General features: G+C 60.7%; 16 protein-coding genes and 1 pseudogene. 11 read left to right on the top strand and 6 right to left on the bottom strand.

Features of this window, described 5'->3' with window-relative positions; all coding sequences use genetic code 11:
- Window positions 1–12: 12 nt before the first annotated feature.
- Entirely contained in the window at window positions 13–381 is a 369-nt protein-coding gene (locus tag HA46_RS13990) for a helix-turn-helix domain-containing protein (protein WP_033749207.1), read from the bottom strand.
- 186 nt (window positions 382–567) lie between these two features.
- Between HA46_RS13990 and HA46_RS13985 the strand changes: the two genes are divergently transcribed.
- The 3 genes from HA46_RS13985 (at window position 568) to HA46_RS13975 (ending at window position 3,721) form a co-directional block, all read left to right on the top strand.
- On the top strand, window positions 568–1,227 hold the full coding sequence (locus tag HA46_RS13985; RefSeq protein ID WP_033749206.1) for a response regulator: 660 nt from the start codon (window positions 568–570) through the stop codon (window positions 1,225–1,227).
- Window positions 1,224–2,579 carry a sensor histidine kinase gene (locus tag HA46_RS13980; protein ID WP_033793234.1) on the top strand — a complete coding sequence of 452 codons (1,356 nt, stop codon included), beginning with the start codon at window positions 1,224–1,226 and terminating at the stop codon, window positions 2,577–2,579. Before HA46_RS13985 ends, HA46_RS13980 begins: the two co-directional genes overlap by 4 nt.
- A 275-nt stretch (window positions 2,580–2,854) precedes the next feature.
- Window positions 2,855–3,721: a nucleoside-specific channel-forming protein Tsx gene (locus HA46_RS13975; protein WP_033793233.1), complete on the top strand. Its 867-nt coding sequence runs from the start codon at window positions 2,855–2,857 to the stop codon at window positions 3,719–3,721.
- Window positions 3,722–3,949: 228 nt separating this feature from the next.
- Here the strand turns inward: HA46_RS13975 and yjdN are convergent, their stop codons facing one another.
- On the bottom strand, window positions 3,950–4,387 hold the full coding sequence (yjdN, locus tag HA46_RS13970; protein WP_033793232.1) for a VOC family metalloprotein YjdN: 438 nt from the start codon (window positions 4,385–4,387) through the stop codon (window positions 3,950–3,952).
- 74 nt (window positions 4,388–4,461) lie between these two features.
- Window positions 4,462–5,358 carry a LysR family transcriptional regulator gene (locus HA46_RS13965; protein ID WP_033793292.1) on the bottom strand — a complete coding sequence of 299 codons (897 nt, stop codon included), beginning with the start codon at window positions 5,356–5,358 and terminating at the stop codon, window positions 4,462–4,464.
- Window positions 5,359–5,462: 104 nt separating this feature from the next.
- Here HA46_RS13965 and HA46_RS13960 point away from each other — a divergent pair, with 104 nt between their 5' ends.
- The 4 genes from HA46_RS13960 (at window position 5,463) to HA46_RS13945 (ending at window position 11,411) form a co-directional block, all read left to right on the top strand.
- Window positions 5,463–6,776, top strand: coding sequence for an amidohydrolase (locus tag HA46_RS13960; protein ID WP_084884932.1), 1,314 nt, complete (start codon window positions 5,463–5,465; stop codon window positions 6,774–6,776).
- Window positions 6,773–8,215, top strand: coding sequence for a M20 family metallopeptidase (locus HA46_RS13955; protein WP_084884930.1), 1,443 nt, complete (start codon window positions 6,773–6,775; stop codon window positions 8,213–8,215). Before HA46_RS13960 ends, HA46_RS13955 begins: the two co-directional genes overlap by 4 nt.
- A gap of 76 nt (window positions 8,216–8,291) precedes the next feature.
- A complete protein-coding gene (gene abgT, locus HA46_RS13950) occupies window positions 8,292–9,812 on the top strand; it encodes a p-aminobenzoyl-glutamate transporter (protein ID WP_084884927.1) in 1,521 nt (506 codons plus the stop codon).
- A 186-nt stretch (window positions 9,813–9,998) separates the two neighbouring features.
- Window positions 9,999–11,411: an MFS transporter gene (locus HA46_RS13945; RefSeq protein ID WP_084884924.1), complete on the top strand. Its 1,413-nt coding sequence runs from the start codon at window positions 9,999–10,001 to the stop codon at window positions 11,409–11,411.
- A gap of 58 nt (window positions 11,412–11,469) precedes the next feature.
- On the opposite strand, the gene HA46_RS13940 is transcribed toward HA46_RS13945, so the two are convergent.
- From HA46_RS13940 to HA46_RS13930, 3 genes and pseudogenes are all read right to left on the bottom strand, one after another.
- Complete coding sequence (locus HA46_RS13940; protein WP_084884922.1) at window positions 11,470–12,786, bottom strand: c-type cytochrome; 1,317 nt, start codon at window positions 12,784–12,786, stop codon at window positions 11,470–11,472.
- A gap of 10 nt (window positions 12,787–12,796) precedes the next feature.
- Window positions 12,797–14,582 (bottom strand): annotated as a pseudogene (locus HA46_RS13935) (GMC family oxidoreductase).
- A gap of 2 nt (window positions 14,583–14,584) precedes the next feature.
- Window positions 14,585–15,316: a gluconate 2-dehydrogenase subunit 3 family protein gene (locus HA46_RS13930; RefSeq protein ID WP_084884920.1), complete on the bottom strand. Its 732-nt coding sequence runs from the start codon at window positions 15,314–15,316 to the stop codon at window positions 14,585–14,587.
- A 297-nt stretch (window positions 15,317–15,613) separates the two neighbouring features.
- On the opposite strand from HA46_RS13930, the gene sbmA reads away from it, so the two are divergent.
- The 4 genes from sbmA (at window position 15,614) to HA46_RS13910 (ending at window position 20,431) form a co-directional block, all read left to right on the top strand.
- Entirely contained in the window at window positions 15,614–16,855 is a 1,242-nt protein-coding gene (gene sbmA, locus HA46_RS13925; protein WP_033793225.1) for a peptide antibiotic transporter SbmA, read from the top strand.
- Between the two features lie 313 nt (window positions 16,856–17,168).
- Window positions 17,169–18,086 (top strand): ribokinase, encoded by a 918-nt coding sequence (gene rbsK, locus HA46_RS13920; RefSeq protein WP_033793224.1) that lies wholly within the window; start codon window positions 17,169–17,171, stop codon window positions 18,084–18,086.
- Window positions 18,087–18,095: 9 nt separating this feature from the next.
- A complete protein-coding gene (gene fucP, locus HA46_RS13915; protein ID WP_084884917.1) occupies window positions 18,096–19,421 on the top strand; it encodes an L-fucose:H+ symporter permease in 1,326 nt (441 codons plus the stop codon).
- Window positions 19,418–20,431, top strand: coding sequence for an aldose 1-epimerase family protein (locus tag HA46_RS13910; RefSeq protein WP_033793222.1), 1,014 nt, complete (start codon window positions 19,418–19,420; stop codon window positions 20,429–20,431). The genes fucP and HA46_RS13910 overlap by 4 nt, the downstream gene beginning before the upstream one ends.
- Window positions 20,432–20,461: the final 30 nt, after the last annotated feature.

Here is a 20,461-nt window from a genome sequence, read left to right as displayed (position 1 = left end):
TGTTTGCTGGCGTCAGCTCGCCATCGCCAGCGGAAAAAGCAGCCTGTCCGGCTCGACCCGGCGCTGACGGCGCAGCTGCCCCGGCGTGACGCGGAAATAGTTTTTAAAGGTGCGCGTATAGGCCTGCTGGGTGTCGAAACCGTAGTTCATCGCCACCTGCAGAATCGCCTCGTTGCTGTTCAGCAGCAGCAGCGCAGACTCCGTCAGGCGGCGCTGACGAATATATTCCGCCAGCGAAAAGCCGGTATGCTGGCGAAACAGACGCTGCAGGTGCCAGCGGGAATAGCCCGAGCGACGCGACACCTCATCCAGATGAAGGTCCTGGCCTAAGTTGCTTTCAATCCACTGCAGCAGACTACGGATAAATTCGCGCTGATTCATGAGTTCCTCCCGATACGGCATGATGTTCAGTGAACCCACTTTAGCGCGGAAAATTTATCCCTTAATTAGCGGAAAATTAGCGCAGAATTAGCATCGTATCTGGCAGGCATCGCCGTGCAGCAACTTTAATTCTGTGCTAATAATCCCGGCGTAAACTGCGGCCAATCACTGACGAGGCGACTTTCCATGCGCGTACTTTTGGTTGAAGATGATGAAATGATCGGCGCCAATCTGCAGCAGGCGCTGGAAGCCGCAGGCTGGTCAGTTGACTGGGCGCGCGACGGCGTCTTCGCCCATCACGCCTGGAATGAAGGCGACTATACCTGCGTGCTGCTCGACCTCGGCCTGCCGCGCGACGACGGGCTGCAGGTGCTGAAGCGCGCGCGCGGACGCGGCGACACCACGCCGGTACTGATTTTAACGGCGCGCGACACGGTAGCGCAGCGTGTTCAGGGGCTCGACAGCGGCGCCGACGACTATCTTCTGAAACCTTTCGACCTGCAGGAGGTGCTGGCGCGCATGCGTGCAATAACCCGACGTCGCCACGGCGCGGCGGACTCGCTGCTCGGCAGCGGCGACGTTCAGCTGGACATGATGACGCGCGAAGTGCTCTATAAGGGCCAGCGGGAGCAGCTTACTGCGCGCGAGTATGCGCTGCTTTACGCCCTGCTCGAGCGTCCCGGTGCCATTCTGTCGCGCGAACAGCTGGAGAACCGCATCTACGGCTGGGGCGAAGAGGTCACCAGCAACGCGGTGGACGTGCTGATCCACGGCATGCGCCGCAAGCTCGACAATGACGCCATTCGCAACGTGCGCGGACTCGGCTGGCGCGTGCCCGCGTTATGAAACCTTTCACTTTTATGCGCTCCCTGCGCAATAAACTACTCAGCACGCTGCTGATTATCCATCTGCTGATGATCGGCGGCGTCACCTGGTATTTCTTCAGCTGCTACGGCGACATGATCGGCACCATGAAGGATGACCAGCTGTCGAAAATCGCCGACGCCTGGGCGACCAACAAAGAGATCCCGGCGCTGATGCCGCTGATGCTGCATGCCGACAAGGTGAAAAGCGCCTACGTCGTGCAGCTCTGGGACGGCGACGGCAAGCTGCGCGCCAGCTCCTGGCCGGAGCTGCATGCCCCGCTGCAGGCGCAAAAAGGGTGGCACGATATCGACGTCGGCGACTGCGACGAATGCGCCTGGCGTATCTATACCCGGCCCGGCGAGCCGGGCAGCGAGATTAAAACTATTCAGGTGATGCACAACCTGAGCTATATGCGCTCGGTGATGGTACAGCGCGCGCTGGCGGCGATTATCCCCATGATTCTGATGATGCCGCTCTCGCTGCTGGTGATCTGGCTGGTGGTACGCAAAATCACCCGCGATCTGCGCGTCGCCTCGCGCGAGATCGCCGCGCAGGAGACGCTGCATCCCCATCTGGTATCGCCTGAAGGGCTGCCGGACGAGATCCTGCCGCTGGTAGAGGCCTATAACTCGCTGCTCAATAAGCTGCGCGCCGCATGGTCGTCGCAGCGTCAGTTCCTGGAGGACGCGGCGCACGAGCTGCGCACGCCGGTGACGGCGGTGACGCTGCAGCTGGAGAACCTGCGCCAGCATATTCAGCCGGGCGAAGCGAGCCGCCAGTTCGATCAGCTGGAAGCGGGCGTGACGCGCACGCGCCATCTGGTGACGCAGCTGCTCAATGTTTCGCGTCAGGAAGATAAAACCGTGGTCGCCTCGGTAGAAAATATCGAGCTGGAGGATCTGCTGAAAGAGAGCATCGAGCAGCTGATGGTGGTGGCCGACAAGCGCGGCATCGATATCGGCTTTAACGGCTCGACGCACTATCATTTGCAGGCGAGCCGTTCCGAGCTGCGCAGCCTGTTCGATAATCTGATCGGCAACGCCATGTTGCATACCCCGGAAGGCAGCCTGGTGGACGTCTTGCTGCATCGCGTCGGCGATCGCACGGTGGTCGATATCGTCGATAACGGTCCCGGCATGCCGGAGGCGTTTATCGATCGCGCCTTTGACCGCTTTACCCGTTCGCCGACCGTGAAGGCGCAGGGCAGCGGTTTAGGGTTGTCGATCGTGCGCAGCGTGGCGCAAAAGCACCATATCCAGGTTTCCCTCTCCAACTGCCTCAATCCGCAGGGCGCCATCTGCGGTTTACAGGTTCGCGTCACCCTGCCCTGATTTTCACGTTCGCGCGCGATGCCGACAACGTAAACGGTTGCGGCGTTCCGTTCGCCGCCGCTTATTTTCGTGACGCACTTCACATTTTCACGTAAATGCAATGCAACACATTTTGACAAACGTGAGCAAAATCTATTTTCTATCGCCCTGTAACGGTCAGGCTACGCAGGTCAAAAACCGGCTGTAAAAAACGGTTACATCTTCGCCGCCCCACTCTGGGATCGATTTCACTCTGACTGCGTCTCTGCGCGGTCAAAAGCATGTGGTTAATGATAATGAAATTTAAAACCTTGATAGCAGGCGCCTTGCTGGCAACGTCCCTGAGCAGCGGCGCGCAGGCCGCCGAAAGCGATCCGCAATACCTTTCCGACTGGTGGCACCAGAGCGTCAACGTGGTGGGCAGCTATCACACCCGCTTCGGACCGCAGTTCAATAACGACGTCTATCTGGAATATGAAGCCTTCGCGAAAAAAGACTGGTTCGATTTTTACGGCTACCTCGATCTGACCAACTTCTTCGGCATGGGCAACAGCAACGCCAACGGCATTTTCGACCATGGTTCGCCGATGTTCATGGAAATCGAGCCGCGTTTCTCTATCGATAAGCTGACCGGCACCAGCCTGGCCTTCGGCCCGTTCAAAGAGTGGTACTTCGCCAACAACTATATCTACGATATGGGCCGCAACAGCGATAACCGTCAGAACACCTGGTATATGGGTCTCGGCACCGACATTGATACGCACAGCGACGTCGGCCTGTCGCTTAACGTCTACGCCAAATATCAGTGGGAAAACTACGGCGCGGCGAACGAGAACAGCTGGGATGGCTATCGCTTCAAGGTGAAATATATGGTGCCGATTACCACGCTGTGGGGCGGCAACCTGAGCTATATCGGCTTTACCAACTTCGACTGGGGTTCCGATCTGCGCGACAAATCGGACGCGTCGCGCACCAGCAACTCCATCGCTTCAAGTCATATTCTGTCGCTGGGCTACGACCACTGGCATATTTCCGCCGTGGCGCGTTACTTCCATAACGGCGGTCAGTGGGCCGACGGTCAGGAGCTGAACTTCGGCCGCGGACCATTTGAAGTGAAATCGACCGGCTGGGGTTACTACCTGGTGGCGGGTTATAACTTCTGATAAAAGCGGGCTAAGCGTACCGGTCTTACAGAGCGGTGAGTCTGAGCCGAAGAGCAAAGCGTCCCGCAACACGGACAAAAACGCCGGGAGCGTTTTTGAACAACGCAGCGCGTTGGCCCGTTTGCGGGCGCACCTCAAGGACGAGGTGCGTATCCGCGCGGGCCGCGCAAGCAAGGATGCCTTGAGCGACTTTGCGATCGGATCAGGCTCACAGCAGCTGAACCAGACTTATTCCTGCGGCTTCTCTACGTTGATGCGCCACGGAATGCCGAACTTATCGATAAACATCGCGAAGCCGTTCGACCAGAAGGTCTCCTGCCACGGCGTCGTTACCTTGCCGCCCGCCGACAGTTTCTCGAACCACTCTTTACCCTGTTCGACATCGGTGGTCGACAGGCTGACCGCATAACCGGCATGCTCCGATGCCGGCGGCTTCTCGGTATTGCCGTCGCTCAGCATCAGTTCCCCTTCGCCGATACGCAGCTGGGCATGCATAATCTTTTCCGGCGGCAGCGGCGGCGCAGACTGATCGCCTACCTGCTCGCCCTGATCCGGCATATCACCGAACGTCATTTTATAGAGCAACTCTCCCTCGGTAGCCTGCAGGTAAAAGTCGATAGCCTCTTCACAACGGCCATAGAGAAACAGATAAGGACTGACTTGCATCTTCACCTCTATATTGTCGGTTGGATTTCTTACAGTACCCTAACAGTGTAGACGATCGAGTTTACCCCTTGTTTTTACTGGCAATGACGGCGAAATAGCTGCGCCATGTAAGCGCTCATCGGCGTCAGCGCCGTCTCCTTTCGCTGGATCAAATAAAAGGTCGCTTTCGGTAATGGATCGTCCAGATCCAGCGCCACCAGCTGCTGTCCAAGCACCGCATCGTTGATGACATCGACCGACAGGATACTGACAAAGTCGCTCTGCGCCACCAGACTGGTGCAGGCCATAAAGGTCTCGCAGGAAACCACGATTTTGGGCGCCATGCCGCGCTCGGCAAAGAGATCGTGCAGCAGGCGATAGTAGCTGCCCTTCGGCGTCGGCATCGTCCAGTCGCACTGCTGCAGCGCCTCAAGCGACCGCGCCTTTTCCATCGGGTGCCCCTTGCGCACCACCACTTTGTAGTCGCGCTGCATCATTTTCTCAAAACTCAGCTCCTGATCGAGATGGCTCTGGTCGTAGGTATTGATGGTGAAATCGAGTTCGCCCTGACGCAGCTCCGGGATCATCGACACCAGCTGGCCTTCGACAATACGCACCTTGACCAGCGGATATTCCCGATGAAACTGAGTGATCACCTGCGGCATGATGGTGCGCGCCACGCTGCCGCCCACGCCGATATTCACCTGTCCGCCTGCCAGTCCAAGCCGCTGCTGAATATCCTCCTGCGCCACACGTAATTCTTCTAAAACCAGACTGGCATGGCGAAAAAAGTTATCACCCACGTCGGTCAGCACCACACCTTGCTGGCGGCGAACAAACAGTTTTGCGCCTAAAACCTGCTCCAGTTCCTGAATCGCTTTGGTCAGCGCCGGCTGAGAAAGCCCGGAAAGACGGCTCGCGGCGCGAATGCTGCCCTGACGCGCAACCTCAACGAAGGCGCGTAGCTGATGCAGTTTTAACTGTGACGGCATGATAACCACTGTTTATCAGGAGAAAGATATTCGCATCTTATGCGGCCTGCACGGCTTGTGTAAATTCGGGGTCGTGCATAAAAAACCATCAATAAGGATCTCCTATGACAACCCTCTCTGAGCAGGTTCAGGCGCTGGCGCCGCAGATGCAAAGCTGGCGGCGCGATCTCCATCAGTTTGCCGAATCCGGCTGGCTGGAATTTCGTACCGCGACGCGGGTGGCCGACGCGCTGCATAAACTGGGTTATCAACTGCGGCTGGGTCGCGAGGTGATTAACGCCGAAGCGCGCATGGGACTTCCCAGCGCTGAGGTCCTGAAACAGCAGGAGGCGCGTGCGCTGCAGCAGGGCGCGCTGCCGCAGTGGCTGCCCTACTTCTCCGGCGGCTTTTGCGGCGTCGTCGCCACGCTGGAGACGGGGCGTCCCGGCCCGGTAATGGGATTCCGCGTCGATATGGACGCGCTCGAACTTAACGAGAGCCAGGCGTCCGATCACCTGCCGCAGCGAGAAGGTTTCGCGTCCTGCAATCCCGGCATGATGCACGCCTGCGGCCATGACGGCCATACCACTATCGGGCTGGCGCTCGCCAGCGTGCTGATGGCGATGAAGGCGCAGCTGAACGGCACTATCAAGCTGATTTTCCAGCCTGCCGAGGAGGGGGTGCGCGGCGCGAAGGCGATGGTGGAGGCAGGCGTGGTAGACGATGTCGATCTCTTTACCGCTATTCATCTCGGCACCGGCGTGCCCGCTGGCGAGCTGGTGTGCGGCAGCGACAGCTTCCTCGCCACCACCAAGCTGGACGTGCATTTCACCGGCGTCGGCGCGCATGCGGGCGGCAGGCCTGAAGAGGGGCGCAACGCGCTGCTGGCAGCGGCGCAGGCCACGCTGGGACTGCACGGGCTGCCGCAGCACAGCGGCGGCGTCGCGCGCGTCAACGTCGGCGTGCTGCAGGCGGGCACCGGCCGCAACGTCGTGGCCGACACCGCGCTGATGAAGGTCGAGACGCGCGGCGTCAGCAACCAGGTTAACGACGACATTTACCAGCAGGCGCTGCGCGTGATCGCTGGCGCAGCGGCGATGTATGGCGTGGAATATGAGATCAGGCTAATGGGCGCGGCGCGCAGCTGCACGCCGACCCAGCCTTGGGTCGATTTCCTCCACCAGCAGGCGGAGGCGCTCGGCATCTTCGACTCGGTGGTGGATCGCAAGGCGCAGGCTGCCGGATCGGAAGATGCCACCTACATGATGGAGCGCGTTAAACAGCGCGGCGGCCAGGCGACCTACGCCATCTTCGGCTGCGATCTGGCGGCGGGCCACCATAACGCCCGCTTCGACTTTGACGAAAGCGTGATGGGCAAAGCGGTGCAGATGCTGGCGACGCTGGCGCTCAATCAGGCGCAGTTCGGAGGCGGCCGATGAACGCTGACTTCCTGGCCGACTATATCGACGCCCATCAGGCGCGCTTTACCGCCCTTAGCGACGCTATTTGGGACACGCCGGAAACCCGCTTCGCCGAAACTCGCTCCAGCGCGCTGCTGGCCGACGCGCTGGAGCAGGAAGGCTTCGCCGTGACGCGCGGCGTCGGCAATATCGAGACCGCCTTTGTCGCCAGCACGGGCGAAGGGCGGCCGGTGATCGCCATTCTCGGCGAGTTCGACGCGCTGGCCGGACTCAGCCAGCGGGCGGGCTGCGCGCGGCCGGAGCCGCTGGAAGAGAACGGCAACGGCCACGGCTGCGGCCATAACCTGCTCGGCACCGCCGGACTGGCGGCGGCGTTCGCGCTGAAAGCGTGGATGGCGCAGCACGGCGGGCGCGGCACGGTGCGTTTCTACGGCTGTCCCGGCGAAGAGGGCGGATCCGGCAAAACCTTTATGGTGCGCGAGGGGCTGTTCGACGATGTCGACGCCGCCGTCACCTGGCATCCCGAAGGTTTCAGCGGCCTGTTCAACCTCAGCACGCTCGCCAATATCCAGGCGGCATTCCACTTTAAAGGGGTGGCGGCGCACGCCGCGACCTCGCCCCATCTCGGGCGCAGCGCGCTCGATGCGGTGACGCTGATGAACACCGGCGCCAACTTTTTGCGCGAGCATATCGTGCAGGAGGCGAGGCTGCACTATGCGGTGACCAACAGCGGCGGCGTCTCGCCCAACGTGGTGCAGGCCGACGCCGAAGTGCTCTACCTGATCCGCGCGCCCGAGCTGCCGCAGGCGCAGGCGATCTACCAGCGCGTGATCAATATCGCTCAAGGCGCGGCGCTGATGACCGACACGCAGGTTACGGTGCGCTTCGACAAGGCGTGTTCCAACTACGTGCCGAACCGCGCGCTGGAAGCGGTGATGGAGCGTTATTTGCATCACTTCGGTTTGCCGCATTACAGCGAGGAAGAGCGCGCTTTCGCTGCCGACATCCGCGCCACGCTGAGCGAGGAGGATCTGCGCACCGCGCGGCTCAATGCGGCACGCACCGGCGGCGAGGCGGGCGCGGCGTGGATTGAGGCGCACGGCGACAAGCTGCTGATGGATGAGGTGGCGCCCTGCGCGGCGACGCGCGAGCTGCTTTACGGCTCCACCGACGTCGGCGACGTCAGCTGGATCACGCCCGTCGCGCAGTGCTTCGCGCCCTGCTTTGCCTTCGGCACGCCGCTGCACACCTGGCAGCTGGTGGCGCAGGGCCGCACCACTATCGCGCACAAGGGCATGCTGCTGGCGGCCAAAGTGATGGCCGCCACCGTGCTGGACCTGCTGACCGACGAGCAGGCGCTGGCGTGCTGCCGCGCTGAGTTCGATCGCGCGCGCCGCGCGCAGCCCTATACATGTCCGATTCCCGAAGGCGTCGCGCCTTCAAAACTGGCCAACTGAGCCGCGGCCGCGCCTCAGGCGCGGACCGATAACACAATAAAAAACGCAAACACGACCATACAAGACGAGGAATATCATGACCGTAATGTCGGAGAGTCGCAGCCCTGGGAAAGTGTTCGGCTGGATCGAGCGGGTCGGCAACAAAGTCCCCAATCCTTTCCTGCTGTTTGTTTATCTGATTGTGGTGCTGATGGTGGCGACCGCCATTATCAGCAGTCTCGATCTGGCGGTGAAAAACCCCGTCAGCGGCGAGATGGTGCGCGTCAACAACCTGCTGAGCGTCGCGGGCCTGCAGTGGATCCTGCCCAACATCATCAAAAACTTCAGCGGCTTTACGCCGCTCGGCTCGATTCTGGCGCTGGTGCTCGGCGCCGGCCTGGCGGAAAAAGTGGGCCTGTTGCAGTCGCTGATGGTGAAGATGGCGTCGCGCGTCAGCCGCCGCTACGCCAGCTATATGGTGCTGTTTATCGCCTTTTTCAGCCATATCTCTTCCGATGCCGCGCTGGTGGTGATGCCGCCGCTCGGCGCGCTGATCTTCCTCGCCGTGGGACGCCATCCGGTGGCGGGCCTGCTGGCGGCGATCGCCGGCGTCGCCTCCGGCTTTACCGCTAACCTGCTGATCGTCACCACCGACGTGCTGCTCTCCGGCATCAGCACCGAAGCGGCGAAGGCGGTCAGCGACACGGTGCACGTCAGCGTGATCGATAACTGGTTCTTTATGGCCACCTCGGTGATCGTGCTGACCGTAGCCGGCGCCATTCTCACCGACAAGTTTATCGAGCCGCGCCTGCCGCAGTGGAAAGAGGGCGGCAGCGAGCGGCTGGCGGCCCTGACGCCGCTGGAGAATCGCGGCCTGCGCGCGGCGGGCATTGCGGCGCTGCTGTTTATCGGCGTGATGGCGCTGCTGGTGGTGCCGGAGCATGCGCCGCTGCGCGATCCGAAAACCGGCGGCATCGTGCCCTCGCCTTTTATCAAGGGCATCGTGCCGATCATCATCCTGTTTTTCTTTGTGGTGGCGATCGTTTATGGCGCGGTCACGAAGCAAATTCGCCGCCCGGACGATATTCCGCAGCTGCTGGTCGAGCCGATGAAGAGCATGGCGGGCTTTATCGTGATGGTGTTTCCGCTGTCGCAGTTCGTCGCCTTCTTCAACTGGAGCAACATGGGCAAGTTTATGGCCATCGGGCTGACCGACGTGCTGGAGAGCGCAGGCATCAGCGGCGCGCCAGCCTTTCTCGGCCTGATGTTCCTGTCGGCGTTTCTCTGTATGTTCATCGCCAGCGGCTCGGCGATCTGGTCGATTCTCGCCCCGGTGTTCGTGCCGATGTTTATGCTGCTCGGCTTTCATCCCGCCTTCGCGCAGATGATCTTTCGCATCGCCGACTCGGCAGTGCTGCCGCTGGCGCCGATGTCTCCCTTTCTGCCGCTGTTCCTCTCTTTCCTGCAGCGCTACCAGAAAGATGCCCAGCTCGGCACCTATTACGTGCTGATTTTCCCCTATCCGGTGGTTTTCTTCATCACCTGGATCGCGCTGCTGCTCGCCTGGTATGCGCTGGGACTGCCTATCGGGCCGGGCGTCTGGCCGCAGATGCCGTAGCGGCCTCGCCAGGGACGGCGAAACGTGCAACGTACGTTGCTAAAAACTCACCAACAACCCTCTCGGCAAGGATTGCCGAATTGATTATTCTGCACTCTCTTCGCTTGCTAACGATCATTATTTTTACAATAGCGCCACGCCGTTAGCGAGACAGGCAAACACCGTCACACCGAGGTTCATAAAATAATGACAACCACCTGCACTTCAGGGATGGCGCCGGGGTTCGCTGCGCCGACGCCCGACAACAGCTTAGCGGCACGCATCGACGCGCTGCCCTCGTCGCGCGGCCTGTGGCGTTTTATTACGCTGCTCGCGCTCGGCGGTTTCTTTGAACTCTACGATCTGTTTGAGACCGGGTATATCAGCTCCGGGCTGCTGGCCGCCGGCGTCTTCCACACCGGCAGCGCGGGCGTTTTCGGCATCGCCGATCAGGCTGCCTTCGCCTCCGCCACCTTTCTCGGCCTGTTTGTCGGCGCCAGCCTGCTCGCGCCCTGGGCCGATCGTTTCGGCCGACGCCTGACCTTTATGTGCGCGCTGGCGTGGTATGGCGTTTTCTCGCTGCTGATGGCCTTTCAGCAGAGCGCGGAGATGATCATTCTGTTTCGCTTTCTGGTGGGCATCGGCCTCGGCATCGAACTGGTCACTATCGACACCTACCTCTCGGAGTGGGTGCCGACGCATCTGCGCAGCCGCGCCTTCGCCTTTTCATTTTTCGTGCAGTTTCTCTCCGTGCCGACGGTGGCGCTGATGTCCTGGTGGCTGGTGCCGCAGACGCTGTTAAGCCTTGAAGGCTGGCGCTGGGTGGTGATCGCGGGCGCCCTCTGTTCGCTGATCATCTGGTTTATTCGTAAGGATCTGCCGGAGTCGGCGCGCTGGCTGGCGCAGCAGGGACGTCATCAGGCGGCGCATCAGGTGCTGAGCGCGATGGAGAAACGCTGCGGCGTCGCGCCCGGCGCAGACTTCCCGCCGGATGACGCGGCGGCGCAGCTGCCGAAGCGCGGCCGGTTCAGGGAGATCTGGTCGCCGGCCTACCGCAAGCGCACCCTGATGCTGGTGGTGATGAACTTCTTTCAGGCGATCGGCTTTTTCGGCTTCGGCAACTGGCTGCCCGCGCTGCTGTCGGGCAACGGCACGACCGTCACCCACAGCCTGCTCTACGCCTTTTTTATCACCCTCGCCTACCCGCTCGGCTCGCTGATTTGCAGCCGCTACGCCGATAAGTTTGAGAACAAATGGCAGATCGTTTTCTCCTGCCTGATGACGGTGGTGTTCGGCACGCTGTTCGCCTTTCAGACCAACCCTGTGCTGCTGATACTCTGCGGCTTTCTGATCACTTACTCCAACGCCTGGCTGACCTTTAGCTATCACGCCTACCAGACGGAGATTTTCCCCACCCATATTCGCGCCCGCGCGGTCGGCTTTTGCTACTCCTTCAGCCGCCTTTCGACGGTATTCAGCAGTATTTTGATCGGCCTGATTTTGCAGTATGCGGGTAGCCAGGGCGTCATCGCCTTTATCGTGGCGAGCATGCTGATAGTGATGCTGTCAGTGGGGATTTACGGACCAAAGACGCGCGGCATCGATCTGGAGAATATTTAAGAGAGAGGCGAAAGCAGCAGGAAAGGAGGCCCGGCGTTAGCCGGGCCTTTTTAGAGGATTACTGGTTTTCGAGCTGATGGATATCCGCGCTGCCCTGATAAGGCTGGATAGTCTTATCTTCGCGCAGCTTCGCCACATCCTTCTCCGTGACGTCAGGCTTGCCGCCGTTGCCCCAGCTGGCGCGGATAAAGTTCACCACGTCCGCCACCTGCCGATCGCTCAGACGCCAGCCGAATGCCGGCATCGTAATGGTGGTCGGCGCGCCTTTCACGCCCGGCAAGGTGCCGCCCGCCAGCACGATATGGATCAGCGAGGTCGGATCCTCGGCCATCACCACCGGGTTGCCGCGCAGCGTCGGGAAAAAGCGCTGGTAGCCGCTGCCGTCAGTTTTATGACAGGCCGCGCAGCTATCGACATAGACCGATGCGCCGGTCGCGCTGTCGTCGCCTTTCCAGAGCGCTTTCGCCGTGGCGTCATCGACGCTAAACGCCGCCTGGCTCGGGTCTTTCGCGCCGAGCGACTTCAGATAGTGGGCGATCGCCGCGATATCCTCATCGCTGAGATGCTGCAGGCTGTGCTCCACCACCTCGGTCATGCCGCCGAACGCAGCGGTATGATCGTTGCGGCCGTAGCGCAGGAACTGGCGCAGATCCTCTTCGCTCCAGCGCCCCAGTCCGTCGCGGTTATCGCCGCGCAGGTTGCTGGCGGTCCAGCCGTCAATCGGCGCGCTGCTGCCCGCCAGATAGTCACTGCCTTCGCCGTTGTTCAGCGCTTTCTCCTGCATGGTGATGCTGCGCGGCGTATGGCAGGCGCCGCAGTGGCCGAGGCCTTCCACCAGATAGCGGCCGCGCGCCAGCTCAGGATCTTCCTGCGCCATCGGCTGGAACGCTTTCACGTCCGGCGCGAACATCGAGCGCCAGATCGCCAGCGGCCAGCGCATCGACAGCGGCCAGGGGATATCGCTTTTGTGGTTAGCCTGCTCAACCGGCGCGACGCCGTGCATAAAGTATGCGTAGAGCGCCTGCATATCTTCGTCGCTCACCACCGCGTAGGAAGGGTAAGGCATCGCCGGATAGAGGGTATCGCCGTTCTTCGCCACGCCGTGCCGCACCGCCTTCTGGAAGTCGTCGTAGCTGTAGTCGCCGATGCCGGTCGCTTTGTCCGGCGTAATATTGGTGGAGTAGATGGTGCCGATCGGCGTCGCCATCGGCAGGCCGCCGGCGAAGGGTTTGCCATCTTTGCTGGTATGACAGGCGACGCAGTCGCCCGCGCGCGCCAGATACTCGCCGCGTTTTACCCGATCGCCGCCGTTATCGTCCGCCAGCGCGGCAAAGGTCATCGTGCCCAGAATCAGGGCCAGTAAGCCGTTTTTCATCGCCATTTCCTTATGCCTGCACCAGTGGACCCGGGTTTTTTCAGATACTGTTCGCGGATCGCTTTCGCCGACCAGTAGGTCAGCGCCGCCACCATGCCCGTCGGGTTGTAGCCCAGGCCCTGAGGGAAAGCGGAGGCGCCCGGCACAAAGACGTTCGGCACGTCCCAGCTCTGCAGATAGCGGTTCACCGCGCTGGTGGCGGGATGATCGCCCATAATGGCGCCGCCGCTGATGTGCGTGGTCTGATAGACCGTGGTGTCGAAATGGCTGCCCGGCTTTTTCGCGCCGCCGATAATCATCTTCGGACTCATCGCTTCGGCGATCTTATGCATCTTGCCGACCATAAACTGCGCCATCTTGATGTCGTTATCCTGCCAGTCAAAGGTCATGCGCAGCAGCGGCTGGCCATGGGCGTCTTTGTAGTTGGGATCGAGGTCGAGATAGTTCGCGCGGTAGGACTGATGCGCGCCGTGGGCGTCCATAGAGATGTGGTGCGTGTAGGTATCCGCCACCGCCGCCTTCCATTTGCTGCCCCAGTTCGGCGTGCCGGTCGGCGTCGGCAGACCGGAGATCGGCTTGGTGCCCGCCTGGTTGACCCAGAATGGCGAACCGCCGACGAAGCCGTGCGGCCCGTGGTCGAAGTTGTCGGCGTTGAAGTCGTCGACCCCGACGCCCGCACCGCCCGCGCCGATAAACGGGTTAGTGGTGGTGTTTTTGTCGAACAGCGCCTTCAGGGTCGAGATATTCTGATAGGCGAAGTTGCGGCCCACGGTGCCTTCGTTAGTGATCGGGTTATAGGGCTTGCCGATGCCGGAAAGCAGCATCAGATGCACGTTGTGGAACTGGAAAGCCGACAGGATCACCAGATCCGCCGGCTGCACCACTTCACGCCCCTGCGCATCGACGTAGGTGACGCCGGTGGCGCGCTTTTTGTCGTCGGTCAGGTTCACGCGCAGCACCCAGGAGTTGTTGCGCAGCTCGAACTTCGGCTCCTGACGCAGCGCGGGCAGGATGTTCACGTTCGGCGACGCTTTCGAGTACATGTAGCAGGCGTAGCCGCTGCAGTAGCCGCAGAAGTTGCACGGCCCCATCTGCGCGCCGTAGGGGTTGGTGTAGGGGCCGGAAGTGTTGGCCGACGGCAGATCGTAGGGGTGATAGCCTACTGATTTCGCCGCCTCGGCAAAGAGCTGCGCCGACCAGGTGCGCTTTTGCGCCGGCAGCGGGAATTTGTCTGAGCGATCCGGCGCGAACGGGTTGCCGCCGCTCTCTTTGCCGACCACCTGCCCTTTAATGCTCCACGGCGTGCCGGAGGTGCCGAAGACCTTTTCCGCCTTGTCGAAGAACGGCTCCAGTTCGTCATAGGTGACGCCGAAATCCTGAATCGTCATCCCTTCCGGAATAAAGTTTTTGCCGTAGCGCTCTTCATAGTGGCTGCGCTGGCGCAGCTCGGTCGGATCGACGCGGAAGTGTACGCCGGACCAGTGCAGCCCTGCGCCGCCGGTGCCGGTGCCCGGCAGAAACGCCGCCAGCTGGCGATAGGGAACCGCTGTCTGCGAGGCGTCGTGACGGATAGTGACGGTGCTTTTCGACAGATCCTGGAAGAGCTTTTTGCGGATGTTATAGGTCAGCTCGTCGATCGACTGCGGATAGGATCCGTCTGGATAGGTGTCGCGATGCGGGCCGCGCTCCAGCGCTACCACGTTAAGACCGGCTTCGGTCAGCTCTTTCGCCATAATCGCGCCGGCCCAGCCGAAACCGACGATTACCGCGTCTGCTTTTTTCATCTCGTTTGCCATGATTACGCGCGCTCCCCGCGAATAGATACCGACGGGAACGGATAGCGTTCGCCGCGTTCAACCCAGTCCATAAAGTCGGCGCGCGCGCCTGGGAAGCCGATCAGCTTCCAGCCCACCATATTCTGGTTGCCGCCGTGGATCGGGTCGCTGAAGAAGCCTTCGCGGGTGTTCTGGATCAGAAAGGCGAAGAAGGTTTTCGCCGGCAGCTGACGGAAATCGGCCTGGCCGCTCTCCATCGCCTGCAGCAGCGCATCCTGCTGCTCGCCGCTGAGATCGGCGAACACCTTGCCGTGCTGGCGCTTGCTGTAGTCGTCGGCGTCCGCCAGCCCCAGACGGTAGATCTGCTGCGGCACCAGCGGCAGCTGATAGCCCAGCTCTTTCGGCTGGTCCGGATTGAACGGTCCCTGCATATACCAGTTGGCGCCGGTGGCGTAAGGGGTATTCATCTGGCGGTCGATAAATTCCGGCACGCCCGCTTCAAGCGCGCCTGGGCCGCGCTCGTCATTAGGGATCAGGCGGGCGACGGCAGCCTTGATAAAGGCGAACTCTTCAGCGGTAAACCAGCTGGGCTGGTAGTCGCGCGCCGGCTGCGCCGCAGCGGGATCGGCAGCCTGCACCGCAGGCGCCATGCTGAAGCCGCCGACGACGGCGCTGCCCGCCGCCATAGCTGGCGCCAGCGCAATGGTCTTTAACAGAAAATCCCTGCGCGTCTGCCCACGTTTTTGTTCTGACATGACATTGCCTCAGTACCGCTTATAATGCGGCATGAAAGTTAAACAGTTGCGTTGTAATGGTTTTTTTATGCGGATTAAGGGTTACAGCAGTACTGTTACCGGTAACAGCGGGCGCTAGTGTAACACTGTTGTGGTGAAACATTTAGTTCGCCGAAACAAATTCGCACAAATTCATTAACATCTCGTCGCAATGCTTTACCTGGCACGGACGATAACTGTCACCACCAGAAACAACACTCAACAGACAGATAACGCTAAAAGACGTTATAAAAGGGTGCACATAACAGCGGAGAGCCTATGTTTAAGTCCTATTTCCCCCGGCCAGCGCTGTTTTTCAGCTCGGCGGCGATCTGGAGTCTGATCGCGATTTTTGCCTGGTTCGGCTTTGCCGATGACCTGCCGTCCCGCTGGCCAGCGCTGCATGCTGCGATGCAGCAGCCGCTGCCGACCACCGCCGCGCGCTTTATCGCTCCCAGCCAGCTCTGGTTTTACGGCTATTACTGGATAGTGGTGGCGATATTCGCCCTGGCCTGGCGCATTATCGATAACCATCCGTGGCAGCGGTGGTCGGTATGGGGATCGGCGCTGATTATCTTCGTCACCTGGTTCGGCGTGCAGGTCGGCGTCGGCGTCAACGCCTGGTACGGCCCGTTCTACGATCTGATCCAGCAGGCGCTGACCAAAGCGGGTTCGGTACCCATTAGCCGTTTTTACAGCGGCATAGGTGATTTTCTTGGCATCGCCCTGATTTCGGTCGTCGTTGGCGTCACGAATTCCTTTTTCATTAGTCATTGGGTGTTCCGCTGGCGCACCGCGATGAACAACTATTACATGCACAACTGGCAGCGCCTGCGTAAGGTCGAAGGCGCGGCGCAGCGTGTGCAGGAAGACACCATGCGCTTCGCCAGCACGCTGGAGGACTGGGGCGTGAGTTTCCTTCAGGCGCTAATGACGTTAGTGGCCTTTTTGCCGGTACTGATCAGTTTGTCGCACCACGTCAAGGATGTGCCGCTGCTCGGCAATATCCCCTATGCGCTGGTGATTATCGCGCTGCTCTGGTCGCTGTTCGGTACGGCGCTGCTGGCGCTGGTGGGCATCAAGCTGCCGGGGCTGGAGTTCCGCAACCAGCAGGTCGAGGCGGCCTATCGTAAAGAGCTGGTCTACGGCGAGGATAATCCCGATCGCGCGACGCCGCCGACGGTCCAGGCGCTGTTCAGCCGCGTGCGCTTTAACTACTTCCGCCTCTACTTTCACTATCTCTACTTTAATATCACCCGCATTCTCTATCTGCAGGTTGATAATGTTTTCGGTCTCTTCGTGCTGTTCCCGTCAATCGTGGCGGGCACGATTACCTTCGGTTTGTTAAACCGCATTACTAATGCGTTCGACCAGGTGCGCTCATCGTTCCAGTATCTGATCACCTCCTGGTCAACGCTGGTGGAGCTGATGTCGATCTACAAACGTCTGCGCAGTTTCGAGCAGATCCTGCAGGATGTTCCACATCAGGAGATGCTGCGCGAAGCGGCAGAAAACGAGTAAAGCAGCATATGTAGCCCAGGCGCAGCGCGAAAAGGCGCTGCGCCTGCTGCGCCCGGAGCGGCCAGTCAGCTGCGCCTTTATCCTCTTCCCCTTTGCGCGTTTCACATGCTGGCCGCCAGCAACACAGCGCCCGCCTCCCTCAACACTCTTTAGCACTGTTAAAATAATCACACTTATTATTGCCTTCAAGAGGCGGTTTAACCGTTTTCCCCGCGATTTCAGCTTGTGAAATTTGTCACATTATTAGCTTTAAAAAGCTGATAATGTGATTTTAATAACATTAAAACAGCATGAATTCACCTGGGAGCACACAATGGACATCGCGGTTATCGGGTCAAACATGGTTGACCTTATTACCTATACCAGCCAGTTGCCTAAAGCGGGCGAAACGCTGGAAGCGCCGGATTTTGCCATTGGCTGCGGCGGCAAAGGCGCGAATCAGGCGGTTGCGGCCGCGAAGATGGGCGGACGCGTGATGATGGTTAGCAAGGTCGGCGACGACCTCTTCGCGCCGGAAACCGTCGCCAACCTGCAGCGTCAGGGCGTGGATACGCGCTTCGTCACCACCGCGCCGGGAACCTCGAGCGGCGTGGCGCCGATCTTCGTCGACGAGCAGTCGCAGAACCGCATCCTGATCATCAAAGGGGCCAACCAGCAGCTTGGCGCGGCCGATATCGACGCCGCCGCCGAGGCGCTGAAAGCGTGCCAGCTGATTATCCTGCAGCTGGAGATCCCGCTGGAAACCGTCTACTACGCCATCGATTTCGCCCGTCAGCACGGCATCAAAGTGATCCTCAATCCGGCGCCGGCGGTTGGAAATCTCGATATCGCTTACGCCTGCAAGTGCGACTTCTTTATGCCCAACGAAACCGAGCTGGAGATCCTGACCGGCATGCCGGTCGCCACCGATGAAGAGGTCAAACTGGCTGGCCAGACGCTGCTCAAGCGGGGGCTGAAGAACCTGATCATCACCATGGGGGCGCGCGGCTCGCTGTGGATGAGCGGCGACAGCCTGCACCAGGTGGCGCCGACGGCGGTGAAAGCGGTCGATACCAGCGGCGCGGGCGATGCGTTTATCGGCTGTTTCGCCCAGGCGCTGGTGCAAAGCGGCGATATCGCGGCGGCGATGGCGCAGGCGTCCGCCTACGCCGCCTGCAGCGTGACCGGCCGCGGCACGCAGCGCTCCTATCCCGACGCGGAAACCTTCCAGCGTTTTCTTAACGTTAACTGAGGTCGAGCCATGCAGCAGAACATTGTCCAGCAACCCGACGGCTACTTAAATAAAACGCCGCTGTTCCAGTTCATTTTGCTCTCGTGCCTCTTCCCGCTGTGGGGCTGCGCCGCGAGCCTGAACGATATCCTGATCACCCAGTTCAAAAGCGTTTTTGCGCTCAGCGACTTCGCCAGCGCGCTGGTGCAGAGCGCCTTTTACGGCGGCTACTTTCTCATTGCCATTCCGGCTTCGCTGGTGATCCGCAGAGCGAGCTATAAGCTGGCGATCCTGATGGGGCTGGCGCTCTATATCGGCGGTTGCGTGCTGTTCTATCCTGCCTCGCATATGGCCACCTACACCATGTTCCTCGCGGCCATTTTCGCTATCGCCATCGGCCTGAGCTTTCTGGAAACCGCCGCCAATACCTATAGCTCGATGATTGGCCACCGCGATCGCGCCACGCTGCGCCTCAATGTCAGCCAGACCTTCTACCCGGTCGGCGCGCTGATGGGCATCGTGCTGGGCAAATATCTGGTGTTCCAGGAGGGCGACAGCCTGCAGAGCCAGCTGGCCGGGATGAATGCCGAACAGGCGCACGCTTTCCGCCTCAGCATGCTGGAGCATACGCTGGAGCCCTATAAATATCTGGTGATGGTGCTGGTAGTGGTGATGCTGCTGTTTATGTTTACGCGCTATCCGCGCTGCAAACCGGCGTCGACCGAGAAATCCCTGCCGTCGCTCGGCGAAACGCTGCGCTACCTGGCCGGCAACCGCCACTTTAAGCGCGGCATCGTGGCGCAGTTCCTCTATGTCGGCATGCAGGTGGCGGTGTGGTCGTTTACGATTCGTCTGGCGCTCACGCTTGGGGCCGCGAACGAGCGTCACGCCTCTAACTTTATGATCTACAGCTTTATCTGTTTCTTTATCGGCAAGTTCGTCGCCAATTTCCTGATGACGCGCTTCCGCGCCGAGAAGGTGTTGATCGCCTATTCGGCGCTCGGCGTGCTGACCCTGGCGTGGGTGATGTTCGTGCCGAACTTCACCGCGGTCTATGCGGCGGTGTTTGTCAGCGTGCTGTTCGGGCCCTGCTGGGCGACGATTTATGCCGGCACCCTGGCGACCGTCGAGAACAAGTACACCGAAGTGGCGGGCGCGTTTATCGTGATGTCGATTGTCGGCGCCGCCTTTATCCCGGCAATCCAGGGGTTCGCTTCCGATCGTCTGGGCTCGATGCAGCTGGCGTTTGGCGTCTCCCTGCTCTGCTTTGCCTGGGTGGGTTTCTATTTTTGGGGCGAGCTGCGTCATAAAAAGCAGGCGCTGCAAACCGGCCGTTTAGTCGAGGAGATGCCATGAAAACCCGTCTGCCGCTCTGTCGGGAACAGTTTCACGCCACGCCGACCACGCTGCTGCAAAACGCCGAGTTCCACGTCGAGCTTTTCCGCTATCCGGCCGGGATAGAGGCGGTGCGTATCAGCAACCAGCGCGGCACGGTGACGGTGCTGCCCTTTTACGGCCAGATGATTTGGGACGCCTGTTTCGACGGCCGCACGCTGACCATGGGCCACAGCTTTAAGCAGCCGCTGCCGGGCAGTTCGATTATCGACACCTACGGCTGCTTTGCCTTTCACTCTGGGCTGCTGGCGAACGGCTGTCCGGCCGAAGACGATGATCACCCTCTGCATGGCGAAATGGCCTGCGCGCGCATGGACAGCGCGTGGCTGGTGCTGGAGGCGGATCGCCTGTCGCTTGAGGGCGAGACCGAGTATGTGAAAGGCTTCGGCCATCACTATCTGGCCGCGCCGGCGGTACGGGTCGAGGCTGGCCAGCCGCGGCTGCATATCGAGATGAACGTGACCAATCTGGCGGGCGCGCCGATGCCGCTGCAGTATATGTGTCATCTGAACAGCGCATGGATTGATGAGGGCGAGTTTAAGCAGTCGATCCCGCAGCAGGCTTTCCAGCTGCGTACCTCAGTGCCGGCGCACGTGAAGCCGACGCCGCCGTGGCAGACCTACACCGCCGCTCTGGCGCGCGATCCGCAGGCGTTTCAGCGGCTGGATCGGCCGGAGATGTGCGATCCGGAGATCGTTTTCTTCGCCGACGATCTGCCGCAATATGGCGACGAGATGCAGTTCGAGCTGCATTCGCCGCAGGGTTTCGCGCTGATGACGCGCTTCAGCAGCCGGCAATTTCCGCACGCTACGCGCTGGATGCTGCACAACCGCGATCAGCAGGTGGCGGCTTATATTCTGCCGGCCACCTGTCGGCCGGAAGGCTTCAACGCCGCGCAGCGCGCCGGCACGCTGCTCTCGCTGGCGCCGGGCGAACAGCGCCATTTCAGCGTTGAGACGGGAATATTGTGACGCCGTACGCGCTGGCGACCCGCCAGGGTC

This window comes from Pantoea septica (genome assembly GCF_002095575.1).
Classification (GTDB): domain Bacteria; phylum Pseudomonadota; class Gammaproteobacteria; order Enterobacterales; family Enterobacteriaceae; genus Pantoea; species Pantoea septica.
The sequence above is the reverse complement of the archived record's forward strand: the minus strand, read 5'-3'. Positions and strand labels throughout refer to the sequence as shown.